The organism is Streptomyces cyanogenus, from assembly GCF_017526105.1.
Lineage (GTDB): Bacteria > Actinomycetota > Actinomycetes > Streptomycetales > Streptomycetaceae > Streptomyces > Streptomyces cyanogenus.
In genome coordinates this window covers 1,776,094-1,789,187 of record NZ_CP071839.1, presented here as the reverse complement: position 1 = coordinate 1,789,187, position 13,094 = coordinate 1,776,094, and the positions used below count along the sequence as shown (strand labels likewise).

Annotated in this window: 12 protein-coding genes and 1 pseudogene; 7 read left to right on the top strand and 6 right to left on the bottom strand. The window is 74.4% G+C overall.

The features are described 5' to 3' along the window. Positions 1-16 precede the first annotated feature (16 nt). Entirely contained in the window at positions 17-211 is a 195-nt protein-coding gene (locus S1361_RS07905; protein ID WP_208031131.1) for a hypothetical protein, read from the bottom strand. A gap of 283 nt (positions 212-494) precedes the next feature. On the opposite strand from S1361_RS07905, the gene S1361_RS07900 reads away from it, so the two are divergent. The 5 genes and pseudogenes from S1361_RS07900 to S1361_RS07880 form a co-directional block, all read left to right on the top strand. Further along, complete coding sequence (locus S1361_RS07900) at positions 495-887, top strand: ankyrin repeat domain-containing protein (protein WP_208031130.1); 393 nt, start codon at positions 495-497, stop codon at positions 885-887. Between the two features lie 300 nt (positions 888-1,187). Continuing rightward, positions 1,188-2,606, top strand: coding sequence for a HEAT repeat domain-containing protein (locus S1361_RS07895; protein ID WP_208031129.1), 1,419 nt, complete (start codon positions 1,188-1,190; stop codon positions 2,604-2,606). A gap of 209 nt (positions 2,607-2,815) precedes the next feature. Beyond that, on the top strand, positions 2,816-3,943 hold the full coding sequence (locus tag S1361_RS07890) for a glycosyltransferase family 4 protein (protein WP_208031128.1): 1,128 nt from the start codon (positions 2,816-2,818) through the stop codon (positions 3,941-3,943). After that, a complete protein-coding gene (locus S1361_RS07885; RefSeq protein WP_208031127.1) occupies positions 3,940-5,115 on the top strand; it encodes a glycosyltransferase in 1,176 nt (391 codons plus the stop codon). Before S1361_RS07890 ends, S1361_RS07885 begins: the two co-directional genes overlap by 4 nt. Continuing rightward, positions 5,112-5,960, top strand: a pseudogene (locus tag S1361_RS07880) (SGNH/GDSL hydrolase family protein); the annotation flags it as partial. The gene S1361_RS07885 and the pseudogene S1361_RS07880, both read left to right, overlap by 4 nt. 188 nt (positions 5,961-6,148) lie before the next feature. Here the strand turns inward: S1361_RS07880 and S1361_RS07875 are convergent. From S1361_RS07875 to S1361_RS07855, 5 genes are all read right to left on the bottom strand, one after another. Beyond that, a complete protein-coding gene (locus S1361_RS07875) occupies positions 6,149-7,018 on the bottom strand; it encodes a 5-oxoprolinase subunit C family protein (RefSeq protein WP_208031126.1) in 870 nt (289 codons plus the stop codon). Further along, the gene (locus S1361_RS07870; RefSeq protein ID WP_208031125.1) at positions 7,015-7,632 is read right to left on the bottom strand and encodes a 5-oxoprolinase subunit B family protein; all 618 of its coding nucleotides are present in this window, start codon (positions 7,630-7,632) and stop codon (positions 7,015-7,017) included. The genes S1361_RS07875 and S1361_RS07870 overlap by 4 nt, the downstream gene beginning before the upstream one ends. Continuing rightward, complete coding sequence (locus tag S1361_RS07865) at positions 7,629-8,396, bottom strand: LamB/YcsF family protein (RefSeq protein ID WP_208031124.1); 768 nt, start codon at positions 8,394-8,396, stop codon at positions 7,629-7,631. The genes S1361_RS07870 and S1361_RS07865 overlap by 4 nt, the downstream gene beginning before the upstream one ends. 75 nt (positions 8,397-8,471) lie before the next feature. Then, the gene (locus S1361_RS07860; RefSeq protein ID WP_208036517.1) at positions 8,472-9,302 is read right to left on the bottom strand and encodes a putative hydro-lyase; all 831 of its coding nucleotides are present in this window, start codon (positions 9,300-9,302) and stop codon (positions 8,472-8,474) included. Positions 9,303-9,307: 5 nt separating this feature from the next. Then, positions 9,308-10,636, bottom strand: coding sequence for an MFS transporter (locus S1361_RS07855; protein ID WP_208031123.1), 1,329 nt, complete (start codon positions 10,634-10,636; stop codon positions 9,308-9,310). A gap of 127 nt (positions 10,637-10,763) precedes the next feature. Here S1361_RS07855 and S1361_RS07850 point away from each other — a divergent pair, with 127 nt between their 5' ends. Then, the gene (locus tag S1361_RS07850; protein ID WP_208031122.1) at positions 10,764-11,471 is read left to right on the top strand and encodes a GntR family transcriptional regulator; all 708 of its coding nucleotides are present in this window, start codon (positions 10,764-10,766) and stop codon (positions 11,469-11,471) included. Between the two features lie 69 nt (positions 11,472-11,540). Further along, positions 11,541-13,070 (top strand): hypothetical protein, encoded by a 1,530-nt coding sequence (locus tag S1361_RS07845; RefSeq protein ID WP_208031121.1) that lies wholly within the window; start codon positions 11,541-11,543, stop codon positions 13,068-13,070. The last annotated feature ends 24 nt before the right edge of the window (positions 13,071-13,094 follow it).

The following is a 13,094-nucleotide window of genomic DNA, read 5'->3' as shown; positions in this document are numbered from 1 at the left end:
GGCGGGACGTGCGGGGTCAGAACTTGATGCCGCCCAGGAGGCTGGCCAGGCTCTCTCCTCCGGCTCTGATGCTCGGGGCGATGCCTGTGGTCGACAGGTAGAAGCCGAACAGGGCCGACACCGTGGCGTGCGAGCCCTTCAGTCCGTCCTTGCGGAAGAACAGGAAGACGACGATGCCGAGCAGCAGCACGCCTGAGAGGGAGAGGATCATTTGGGGCCTCCTGGTGTCGAAGGTGGGGGACAGTCACCATGAGTTCTTCCAGGATCACAGGATGTATCCATACGATTAAAGGTGCAACTGGATGAAAATCGGTTGATTTCCCCCACTCGGAGGATCCGGTCGGTGTCCGTTTGACCAGGTGAGTTGCCTGCGGCGGGAGCTGCTGCTGATCTTTACCTCGGGCACATCGGGTCATGTGCCACAGAAGCCAGTACGCTGGCGATTCACTCGTAGGAAGCAGTCCCCGAATCAGCATGGAGAGGTGGTCCGGCCGATGAGCGAAGCCCCCGACCCCGAGGTCGTGGAGCTGGCGACCAAGATCTTCGATCTGGCCCGGCAGGGGCAGACCGAGGCGCTCGTGGCGTACGTCGACGCGGGTGTTCCGGCCAACCTCACCAACGACCGCGGCGACTCCCTCGTGATGCTCGCCGCCTACCACGGCCACGCCGACGCGGTGCGCGCGCTGCTCGCCCGCGGCGCGGCGGCGGACCAGATCAACGACCGGGGCCAGACCCCGCTCGCAGGTGCCGTCTTCAAGGGTGAGACGGACGTGATCAAGGCCCTCATCGAGGGCGGAGCCGATCCTTCCGCGGGCACGCCGTCGGCCGTCGACACGGCCCGGATGTTCGGCAAGACGGAGCTGCTGGAACTGTTCGGCGTCCACTGACGCCGACGCACTGACCAGGTACGACACGGAAAACGGGGGAGGCGGTACAGGGCCGCCGGAAATACGGTCGCGGCAGCACACACCGCGGGTCATCATGACGTCGTGATTCACGGACGCGATGGCTGGGCAGGTGTTGCCGCACCGCGCGGGCCGTGATGCGGTCCGCATGGGCCACCGACGAGAGGCAGAGAGAGATGGTCTACAGCAAGCAAGAGACGGCGGGCGCTCCGACGTTGTGTCACGCGGCCAGGTAGTGCGTGTTCCCCGGTTGCGTCGACGCTTGATGTGAGGCTGTTTCCCATGTTCGATCCGGTCATAGCGCCCAGCGGTACGCTGCTCGGGCTGCTCCAGCGCGGCCGTGGCGACGGCACGCTGCACGCGCTCACGGCCCCGCGCGCCGAAGCGCTCGCGGCCCTGAACCACTGTGTCCTGCGCGACCCCCGCCACGACTGGCAGCTGGAGAACCGCTCCCTGTACTACGCCCGGCTCTTCCTCGACCTGAACGGCGAGCTGGACGCCGTGGAGGCGCACCTCTTCGACGCCGAGGACGTGCTCGACACCGACGAGTCCCGCACCGGCCTGGCCCTGGCCGTCCTCGGCCACCTCGCCTCCTACGGCCGGCGGGACGCCCTGGAACTGCTGCGCAGGTACGCGGCGCACGGCTCCAACTGGGCCTGGGCCCTGGACGAGCTGGCCCTCAGGGACGACGACGCGGGTCTGCGCACCCTCGCCGTCCCCGTCCTGGCCCGCTTCGGCACCGACGCCGAGGGCGAGGCCGAGCTGGCCGCCGCCGTACGCGACGCCTTCGAACCACGGCCCTGGCGGCTGTGGGCCGAGGATCCGCGCGAATCGATCGGCACGCGTGTGCGTGCCGCCCACGAGGCCGGCTGCTTCGACCGCTGGCAGCGGCAGATGCGACCCACCGGGCCCCGCCCGGGGTGGAGCGTGCGCGCCGTCTTCGAGTGGGCCCAGCAGGGCATCGACCGCGGCGCCGCCCTCCACGTGCCCGCCGCCCGCTGCCTGGGCGCCGTGGCCGGACCAGAGGACCGGCCCGAGATCGTGCAGGCCGCCCGGACCGGCACCGACGGAGCGCGCTGCACCGCGCTGCGCTACCTCGCCGACGGCAACGACCGGGACGCGCTCGACCTGATCGAGGCCGCGGTCACCGACGGGACGGCGCTCGTCGTGGAGGCCGCCGTCGACGCCTTCGAACGGATGCGCAGCGTCGCCGCCGTCGACCGCGCGCGCCGCTGGGCCCAGCGCCCCGACGCGCTCGGCGCCGCCGCCGGCCGCATGCTCGCCGCCCGCGGCGGCACCCGGGACCGCGACCTCGTCCTCGGCGCCCTCCGCGAGGCCGTGCGCGGCGAGGGACCCGACGCCCCCACTCTGGGGACCCTCGTCGACGGCGCCGGACGCCTCGGCATCGCGTGCGCGGCCCCCGTCCTGCGCCACGTCTACCGGGAGACGGCCTCGTCCCATCTCCGCGGCCGCGCCGCCCGCGCGCTGGCCGCCACCGACCCCTCCTTCGCCACCGGCTTCGCCGTCGAATGCCTGTGGGACTGCGAGGAGACCACCCGCGAACTCGCAGCCCGGCACGCCGAGACCGGTGACGCCCGGGTCGTGGAGCGCCTGCGCCGCCTGGCCGTCGATCCGGCCGAGGAGGCCGAGGTGCAGACCGCGGTTCGCAGCCGCTTCGGACCGGACGCGGCACTCGGCTGACCCCGCATCGCCCGGCACGGGCCGGCCTCCCCTCGCCCCTCTGTCCCGGCGGACGACCGCCCGCCGGGTGAACACCGGGTGACCTGCGGGTCAGGCGGCCATGACGGCCGTCTGACCCGCTCGGGTGCGCGGCCAACGCTCACGGGACGTTTCCCGCACCGAAAGATCGAAGTCGACGCGGGCACGTCCGGCACGGCGACAACACCCGTATGCGTGTCGTCATCGTGACCGAATCCTTTCCCCCCGATGTGAACGGCGTGGCCCACTGCGCGCTCCAGACCGCCCGGCACCTCGTAGATCGCGGTCACCACCCGCTCGTCGTCGCCCCCGCCCCCGCGCCCGGCAGCGGCCCGGACACGGACGCCCCGTGCCCGGTCGTACGGGTCCCCTCGCTTCCGCTCCCCGGCTACCCCCAGGTCCGCGTCGCCCTGCCCAGCCGGCGCCTCGCCGCGGCCCTCGTCGCCCACCGCCCCGACGTGGTGCACCTGGCCGGACCCTTCGTCCTCGGCGTCCGCGGCATGGCGGCCGCCGCCCGGCTCGGTGTCCCCGCCGTCGCCGTCTACCAGACCGACCTCGCCGGGTACGCCCGTACCTACATGGGCGCCGGGGAGGCCGCCGCCTGGCGGCGGATCCGTTCCGTGCACGCCGCCGCCGACCGCACCCTGGCCCCCTCCAGCGCCGCCCTGTCCGACCTGGAGGAGCACGGCGTGCCGCGGGTCCGGCTGTGGCCGCGCGGCGTGGACACCGTACGTTTTCAGCCACGGCACCGTGACGAGGCGCTGCGCCGCGCCCTCGCCCCGAACGGCGAACTGATCGTCGGTTACGTCGGCCGGCTCGCCCCCGAGAAGCACGTGGAACTCCTCTCCGGCGTCTGCGGGCTGGCCGGCGTGCGGGTCGTGGTCGTCGGCGACGGACCCAGCCAGGCGCACCTGACCGAGGCCCTGCCCGGCGCCGTCTTCCTGGGCCGCCGCACCGGCGACGACCTGGCCCGGATATTCGCCTCCCTGGACCTGTTCGTGCACACCGGCCCCTTCGAGACGTTCTGCCAGACCGTCCAGGAGGCCATGGCCAGCGGCGTCCCGGTCGTCGCGCCCGCCGCCGGCGGCCCGCTCGACCTGGTCGACCACGGCCGTACCGGCCTGCTGGTCCCGCCGCGCGACGCCGGCGCCGTAGAGGCGGCCGTGCGTGCCCTGGCCGCCGATCCCGTGCGGCGGGCCGCGTACGGCGCGTCGGCCCGCGCGACCGTCGAGGGCCGCACCTGGGCCGCCGTCGGCGACCAGCTGCTCAGCCACTACGAGGACGTCCTCGCGGCCCGCAGGACGGCGGTGGCGGCATGACCGGGCAGCCCCTGCGCATCGTCCGGCTCGCCAACTTCGTCGCCCCCGCCTCCGGCGGCCTGCGCACCGCCCTGCGGGAACTCGGCAGGGGCTTCGTGGCCGCCGGCCACGAACCCGTGCTGATCGTGCCCGGCGAACGGCACACCGACCGCGACACCGAACAGGGCCGGGTCATCACCCTGCCCGGCCCGCTGCTGCCCGGCACCGGCGGCTACCGCGTCCTCACCGACAGGCGGCGCGTGGCCGCCCTCCTGACGGAGCTGGCCCCGGACCGGCTGGAGGTCTCCGACCGGACCACCCTGCGCTGGACCGGCCGCTGGGCGCGCCGCGCGCGCGTGCCCGCCGTGATGGTCTCGCACGAGACCGCCGACGGCGTGCTGCGCACCTGGGGCCTGCCCGAGCACCTCGCCCGGCGCGCCGCCGACTCCCTCAACACCCGGACCGCCCACGTCTACGCGCGGGTGGTGTGCACCACCGAGTTCGCCGAGCGCGAGTTCGTGCGCATCGGCGCGCGCAACGTCGTACGCGCCCCGCTGGGCGTCGACCTGATGGAACGTCACCCCGCGCTGCACGACCCCGGGCTGCGTGCCCGCTACGCGCGCGGGGACGAGGCGCTGCTCGTGATGGCCTCCCGGCTGTCCGTGGAGAAGCGCCCCGGCACGGCCCTGGACGCCCTCGGCACGCTGCTGCGGCGCGGGCGGCGGGCGGTGCTCGTGGTGGCCGGGGACGGGCCGCTGCGCGCCCGGCTGGAGCAGCGCGCGCGGGACCGCGGGCTCCCGGTGACCTTCCTCGGGCACGTCTCCGACCGGACGGCCCTCGGCGCGCTCCAGGCCTCCGCCGACGTGTGCCTCGCCCCCGGGCCCGCCGAGACCTTCGGACTGGCCGCGCTGGAGTCCATGGCGTGCGGCACGCCGGTGGTGGCGAGCGCGGCGTCCGCGCTGCCCGAGGTCATCGGGTCCGCCGGAGCCACCGCCGCCGGCGGTGCCGAGGCGTTCGCGGACGCCGTGGAACTCCTCCTGGAGCGCGGTGAGGGCGAGCGGCGCGAAGCGGCACGCGCGCGTGCGGAGTGCTTCGGCTGGGGAACGGCCGTGGAAGCCTTCCTTGCGGCCCACGACGCGGAGGTGCTGCGCCGCCCCGACGCCCGGCCCGCCGTGCCGGAGGGCGTGGCATGACAGCCGCCGCACCACAGCGGAGCGGCCCCATCCGCTTCGTGGCCCTCGGGGACTCGCTGACCGAGGGCGTGGGCGACCCGGTCGGCACCGGATGGCGGGGCTGGGCCGCGCTGCTGGCGGCCTCCCTCGCCGAGAACAGCGAGCACGTGCGGTTCACCAACCTCGCGGTCGCCGGGGCGCAGACCCGGGACGTGCTGGAACGGCAGACACCGGCGGCCCTGGAGCTGCGCCCCGACCTGGTCTCCGTGGTCGTCGGCGTCAACGACACGCTGCGCCGCACGTTCGACATCCGGGCCGTGGCCGCCCGCCTGGACCAGGTCTACGCGGCCTTCACGCGGCAGGGTGCCACGCTGCTCACCGCCTGCCTGCCCGACCCCGGCGCCATGCTGAGGCTCCCGGACGCCCTGGCCCGCCCGCTGGCCCGCCGGCAACAGGCGGTCAACGCGGTCGTCCACGCGCTGTCCGACCGGTACGACGCCGTCCACCTGCACGCGGCGGACCACGCCTGGATCACCGACCGGACCCTGTGGAGCGCGGACCGGCTGCACCCGGGCGAGCGCGGCCACCGGCAGCTCGCCGTCCGCTGCCACGCCCTGCTCGCCGCGGCCGGCCGCGCCACCGGTGCACCGCCCTCACCCGAGCCGCAGTCCCCCGAGCCGACCCCCACGGCGAGCCTGTGGTGGCTGGCCACGGCCGGGACCGGCTGGGTGCTCCGGCGCTGCCACGACCTGCTGCCGCAGCTGCTGCGCCTCGCCGCCGACGAGCTGCACCACCGGGCCCGGGGAACCGGCGCCCGCCTGGACCTGCGCGCGTCGGCCGCGGTCTCCGCAGCCCTTGCGGCACTCCCGGAGGGCCCCGGGAACGGCATCGGGGGTCAGGGGTGCGGTCCTGGCGACGGCACCGGGGTTCAGCGGTGCGGCTCCGGCGACGGCACCGCGGCTCAGCGGTGCCGCCTCGGCGACGGTACGGCCGCCCCGGCGGAAGGTGTCGTACCCGGGCCCAGGACGGTCGCGGACGGCGGGGTCGCCGACGTTCAGCGGCGCCGCACCGGTACGAACCGGACCGGGGTGCCCGGCAGTGCCTGCGCCGCGGCCGGCAGGTCGGCGGCGCGGACCACCGCGACGACCGGGTAGCCGCCGGTGGTCGGATGGTCCGCGAGGAAGATCACCGGCCGGCCGTCCGGCGGGACCTGCACCGCGCCCAGGACCATGCCCTCGCTGGGGAGTTCACCGGTCCGGGCCCGCTCCAGCGCGGGCCCCTCGGTGCGCAGGCCGATGCGGTTGCTCGCCGCGGACACCCGGTACGCGCGCGTGGCCAGGTCCCGCACCGCGCGCGCCGTGAACCAGTCGTCGCGCGGGCCGGGGGTCACCCGGAGCACGAGCGCGGCCGGCGGAGCCGGCTGCGGCGCGCCGTCCACACGCGCGGGAGGGCCGGCCGGGGCGCCCAGCGGCAGCACCGTGCCGTCCGCCAGCGGGGCCGGACCAAGGCCGGACAGCAGGTCGGTGGCGCGGCTGCCGAGGACCGGCTCCACGGCGATCCCGCCGCCGAAGGCGAGGTAGCTGCGGACACCGGCCGTGGCCGCGCCCACCTCCAGCAGCTCGCCCGCCGGCACCACGACCGGCGCGCCCCACGCGGCCGGGCGACCACCCACCGCCACCGGGCACGGCGCGCCCCCGACCGCCACGGTCACCGTCGAACGCGGGCGCATCGCGCAGCCGTCGAGGGTGGTCTCCAGGACGGCGGCCTCCGGCGGGTTGCCGACGAGCCGGTTCACCAGCGCCGCCGCGGGCGGGTCGAGCGCGCCGGAACGGGGCACGCCGAGATGCGCGTACCCCGGCCGCCCACGGTCCTGCACGGTGGTCAGCGCCCCGGCGCGCACCACGACGAGCGCACGGTCGGTCATGCGTCCCCCACTGGTACGAACCGCACGCGCGTCCCCGGGGTCAGCAGCGCGGCCGGCACGCGCGTGTGGTCCCACAGCACCGCGTCCGTCGTGCCGATCAGCTGCCAGCCGCCCGGTGAGGAACGCGGGTACACGCCCGTGTACGGCCCGGCCAGCGCAACGGCACCGGCCGGAACGGACGTGCGCGGAGTGGCGTGGCGCGGGACGTGGTAGCGGTCCGGGAGACCGGTGAGATAGCCGAAGCCGGGGGCGAAGCCGCAGAACGCCACCGTGAACTCGGTGCCGGCGTGGACGCGGGCGGCCTCCCGCGCGGTCAGCCCCCAGCGCTCGGCGACCGCCGCAAGGTCCGGGCCGTCGTAGCGCACGGGCAGTTCGATCAGCTCGCGCGCGCGTGCGGGCACGGCCGGTACCCGCGCGGTGGTCAGTTCCGCCGCCCAGCGGGCCGGGTCGGCCAGCCCGTCGAGCAGGACCGTGCGGGCCGCCGGGACGATCTCGCGGACCCGCAGCGTGCCCTCCGCGCGGAGCCGCAGCAGCTCCGCGTGCAGGGCCTGCGCCTCCTCCCCGGAGGTCACCTCGACGAGCAGCGCGTCGTCGCCGACGGGAAGCGCCCTCACGCGAACGCCTCCAGCCGCACCCCCGCGGCCACCAGCCGCTCGCGCACCCGGCGGGCCAGGCCGACCGCGCCGGGCGTGTCGCCGTGCAGGCACAGCGACCTGGCCCGCACGCGGATCCGTGCGCCGGAGTGGGCGATCACCGCGCCGGAGCGCGCGAGGCTAACCGAGCGCTCCACGACGGCGTCCGGGTCGGTCACCACGGCCCCGTCCCGGCCGCGCGGCACCAGCGTGCCCTCGTCGGTGTACGCGCGGTCCGCGAACGCCTCCGTGACCGCCGGCAGCCCCGCCTCGGCGGCCAGCGCCAGCAGCCGCGAGCCGGGCAGGCCCAGCACCGGCAGCGAGGCGTCCGCCAGCCGCACGCCGTCGATCACCGCCCGGGCCTGCTCCTCGTCGTGCACGACCCGGTTGTAGAGCGCGCCGTGCGGCTTGACGTACGCGACGCGCGCCCCTGCCGCCCGGGCGAACACTTCCAAGGCGCCGATCTGGTAGGCCACTTCGGCCGCCAGCTCGGCGGGCGGCACCTCCATCGTGCGCCGCCCGAAACCGGCCAGGTCCCGGTAGGAGACCTGCGCGCCGATCGTGACCCCGCGCTCGGCCGCCTGTTCGCACACCCGGCGCATGGTGGCCGCGTCCCCGGCATGGAAGCCGCAGGCCACGTTGGCGCTGGTGACGACGGACAGCAGCTGTTCGTCGTCGGTCAGCCGCCAGCGGCCGAAGCCCTCGCCGAGGTCGGCGTTCAGATCGATCGCGGTGATCGCGGTCATGGTGTTCTCGTGTCTCCGGTTCTCGTGCGGGTTTGTCGTACGGGGCCTCGTACGCGGCTGCTGCTACGACCGGCCTCAGTCGATGCCGGCCAGCCGGTACTGCTCGTCGCGGGCGTCGGTCAGGAACATCCGGCCCGGGGCGTGCGTGATCGCGAACGGCGGCCGGGAGGCCATCACGGCCGCCTGCGGGGTCACTCCGCAGGCCCAGAACACCGGGATGTCACCGTCGGCGAAGGTCACGGGTTCGCCGAAGTCGGGCCGGCCGAGATCCCCGATGCCGAGGCCCGCGGGATCCCCGCAGTGAACCGGGCCGCCGTGCACGGCCGGCAGCAGGCTGCTCTCCCGGATGGCGGTGCCCAGATGCTCGGGCGGCACCGGCCGCATGGACACCACCATCGGCCCGCGCAGCCTGCCCGCCGGCCGGCACTCCCGGCCGGTCACGTACATCGGCACGTTCCGGCCCTGCTCGACGTGCCGGATCGGCACGCCCGCCCGGGCCAGCGCCCACTCGAAGGTGAAGCTGCAGCCGAGCAGGAACGACACCAGGTCGTCGCGCCAGTACGCGCGCACGTCCGTGGGCTCGTCCACCAGCTCGCCGTCCTGCCACACCCGGTAGCGCGGCAGATCGGTGCGCAGATCGGCACCCTCGGCGAGGACGGTCGCCGCAGAGCCGGCGTCGGTGACGTCGAGCACCGGGCAGGGCCTGGGGTTGCGCTGGCAGAACAGCAGCATGTCGTAGGCCCAGTCGGCGGGCACCGCGATCAGGTTGGCCTGCGTGTGCCCCGCCGCGACTCCGGCGGTCGGTCCGGCCAGGCCGTCGCGGAAGCGGGCCCGCGCGGTTTTCGGGCTCCACGCGCGCGCGTGCGCATCGACCGTGATGACGGCACGGTCCTCGGTACGGTTCACCCGCGTCACGCCAGCTCCTTCCCGCGGGTCTCGGGCAGCCCGAGCAGCGCCAGCGCCGCGAGGCCGTAGCCGACCGCGCCGAAGACCAGCGCGCCGCCCACGCCCCAGCTGTCCGCGAGGAAGCCCACCAGGGTCGGGAACACCGCGCCCACCGCCCGGCCCGTGTTGTACGTGAAGCCCTGCCCGGTGCCGCGCACCGCCGTCGGGTACAGCTCGCTCAGGTAGGAGCCGAAGCCGCTGAAGATGGCCGACATGCAGAAGCCGAGCGGGAAACCGAGCACCAGCAGCAGGGTGTCCGCGCCGTGCGGGATGTTCGCGTACACCAGGATGCACAGGGCCGACAGCAGAGCGAACAGCCAGATGTTGTTCCGCCGGCCGAGCCGGTCGGTGAGCTGACCGCCGGTCAGGTAGCCGAGGAAGGCGCCGGAGATCAGGAAGGTCAGATAGCCGCCGGTGCCGACGACCGACAGACCGCGCTCCGACTTCAGGTACGTCGGCACCCAGGTCGCCAGCGTGTAGTAGCCGCCCTGCACACCGGTGGACAGCAGACTCGCGAAGACCGTGGTGCGCAGCAGGCCCGGGGCGCCGTCCCGGCCGGGCCGGAAGATCTCCGCGAACGAGCCGCGCCGCGCATCCTGTTCCCGGGTCGCCGTCGCCGTGGGCGCGTCGTGCACCCCGCGGCGCAGCCACACCACGAGCAGCGCCGGCAGCGCGCCGGTCCAGAACATCACCCGCCAGGCCAGGTCGTCGCCGGCGAGGGAGAAGACCAGCGTGTAGACGGCCGCCGCCAGTCCCCAGCCGACCGCCCAGGAACTCTGGATCGCGCCGAGCGTGCGGCCCCGGTGGCGCGCGCTCGCGTACTCGGCGACGAGGATCGCGCCGACGGCCCACTCGCCGCCGAAGCCGAGGCCCTGGAGGGCGCGGAAGGCCAGCAGGGTCTCGTAGGTGGGCGCGAAGCCGCAGGCGACGGTGAAGACGGCGTACGTGATCACCGTGACCATCAGGGCGCGGACCCGGCCCACCCGGTCCGCGAGCACGCCCGCCGCGGCGCCGCCGACCGCCGAGGTCACCAGCGTGACCGTGGTGAACAGGCCGGTCTGGCCGCTATCGAGACCGAAGTACGCCGCGAGCGCCACCATGCTCAGCGGCAGGGTGAAGTAGTCGTAGGAATCCAGGGCATAGCCGCCGAAGGCGCCGGCGAAGGCGCGCCGGCCACGCGGGCCGAGGGCGCGCAGCCAGCCGAACGCGCCGTCGTCGTCGGTGTGTCCGGCCCGCACGGGCAGTGCGCCGGTGGAGGCGGCGGAGGGGGAACGGGGCGGTGGAGTCGTGCTCATGGGCACCTCGCAGTAGGGGGACGGAGGGTGCTGGGAAGTGAGCCGTGCGGAGCACCGTAGAGGATCGTTCAACGATCCTTCAATACCCGCGTTGTTTCGTTCTGGGGTCTGCGATTGAATTCCGGGCATGGCAGAGCAGCTGACGGGACTGGCCGGCGACCGTGTCCTCCTGGGCCGTACCAGCACCGCGGAGCGGGTGGCGGACGTCCTCAGAAGCCGCATCGCCGAGGGCTACTTCCCGCCCGGCACCCGGCTGTCGGAGGACAGCATCGGCGGGGCGCTCGGCGTCTCCCGCAACACCCTGCGCGAGGCGTTCCGGCTGCTCACCCACGAGCGCCTGCTGATCCACGAGCTCAACCGCGGGGTCTTCGTACGAGTCCTGACCGTCGAGGACGTGGAGGACATCTACCGCACGCGCTCCCTGGTCGAGTGCGCCGTCGTGCGCGGGCTCGGCCCACCCCCGTACCGGCTGGGCGGGCTGATCGCGGCGGTCGAGGAGGGGCGGACGGCGGCCGCGGAGAACGACTGGAAAGAGCTGGGTACCGCCAACATCCACTTCCACCGGGAACTCGTCGCCCTGGCCGGCAGCGAACGCACCGACGAACTGATGCGCAGCGTCTTCGCCGAACTCCGCCTCGCCTTTCACGTCGTCGACCACCCGCGCCGCCTGCACGAGCCGTACCTCGCCCGAAACGCCCGGATCCTGCAGGCCCTGCAGGCCGGGGACCGGCGCGGCGCGGAACGGCTGCTGGAGACGTACCTCGCGGACTCCCTGGAACGGGTCGTCGAGGTGTACCGGCGCCGGGTCGGAGAGGATGCGGCTGGCACCTCTTGAGCTTGTGTGACGGCCGTCGCTTCTGAGCCGTTTGGGCCGATGTCAGACCCAGGACCTAGTCTGTGCACCGTGACTTCGCCTGCATCGACGGACCGTGTTCCGCCCCAGCTCAGCGCGGGGCCGCGCCCGGCTCCGGGTCCGGCCGCCGACGAGGGGCTGGCGCGTCGGCTGCGCGCGCTCGCCTGCACCGCGCCCCTGCATGACCTGGACGCGCGCAAGGCCAACCTGGCCGGTGAGTACTCGGTGTACGGGATGGCCGAGGTGGCGCTGGCCGCCATCGACCTGGTCACGCTGAACATGGACTTCGACACCGGCGCCGACCACGAGCAGATCGTGGCCCGGCTGATCCCGCGCATCGCCGCCCAGGCCCCGCACCGGCCCACCGCCGAGCACGAGCGGGTGGCCCGCTGGGTCCTGGAGAACCTGATCAACGTCGGCAGCGTGGACCGTGGCTTCCGCGCGGTCTACGGCACCTTCGCCTCGGACGGCACGTACGTCCGCCGTGACTACGACTTCAAGCTGATCGAGGAGGTCCCCGGCCCCGGCGGCACGGTGTACCTGCGCACGACCGACGAGGCGGTCAACGTCCTGGTCGGCGCCCTCGACACCGACGTCACCAGCGCCCAGATCGCCGCCGAGGTCAAGCTGGAGGTGCTGATCAACCGCGGCCGGCTCGCCGACGCCCAGCTCGCCGCCGAGCAGGCCCGCTACCGCACGGTTCAGTACTCGGAGACGCTCCGCCGGGCCCTGGACGCCACCCGGCGCAACGTCCGCGCGGTCGACTGGCTCAACGCCGTGCCCGACATGATCGCCGAGGCCCTGGACCACGTCGCCGAGCGCTACCGCCACGAGAACGCCATCCTCACCAACATCCGCAGGGCCCGCGACGAGACGGAGGAGCCCGAGCACAAACGCCGCGCCGCCGAACTGGTCGACATCGTCAAGGACTGCATCCGGCGTCACACCCAGCTCCAGTCCCGCCTGCTGGAGGCGGGCCCGCTGTTCCGCGCCGAACAGGACCGGCAGGCCTTCGCCGCGCCGGCGACGACGTCCGGGATAGACCTCTACGGCCATCTCGTCGCCCCCGTCCTGCCGCTGCCCCTGGAGCGGGCGATCCGGGTCACGGACGCCTTCTTCGCGCGCGGCACGGGACTGCGCACACCGGTGTCCGTGCGGGTCGGGGACCTCGTCGACATACTGCTGACCCCGCCCGTGGAGCGGGAGCACCTGGGCGCCGAGATGCCCGAACCCGACCTCATCGCGACACCGGACGACAGCCGGTTCAGCGAGGAGCAGCTGGCCGCCGCGACGGAGCTGCTGGACCTGCCGGCGGACGCCCCGCGCAGACTGTCCGGGCTGCTCGCCGAGGCCCGGCGGACCGGCGACCCGGACCTGGCGTACCTGGTGGCGCTGCTGGCGGTCCACGCGGCCAGCCCGGCCGTCGGCACCGCCTACCGGCAGGGCGAGGAGAAGCTGCTGTTCGCCGTGGACGACGGCACCGAGCTGGACGATCCCGAGTTCGGCGGAGCGGACCTGATCGTGGGGACCGCCCTGCTGGACGCGGCCGGTATGGCCGCGGACCGGACGGAAGCAGCATGAGTGGACCACAGCACGACAAGGAGC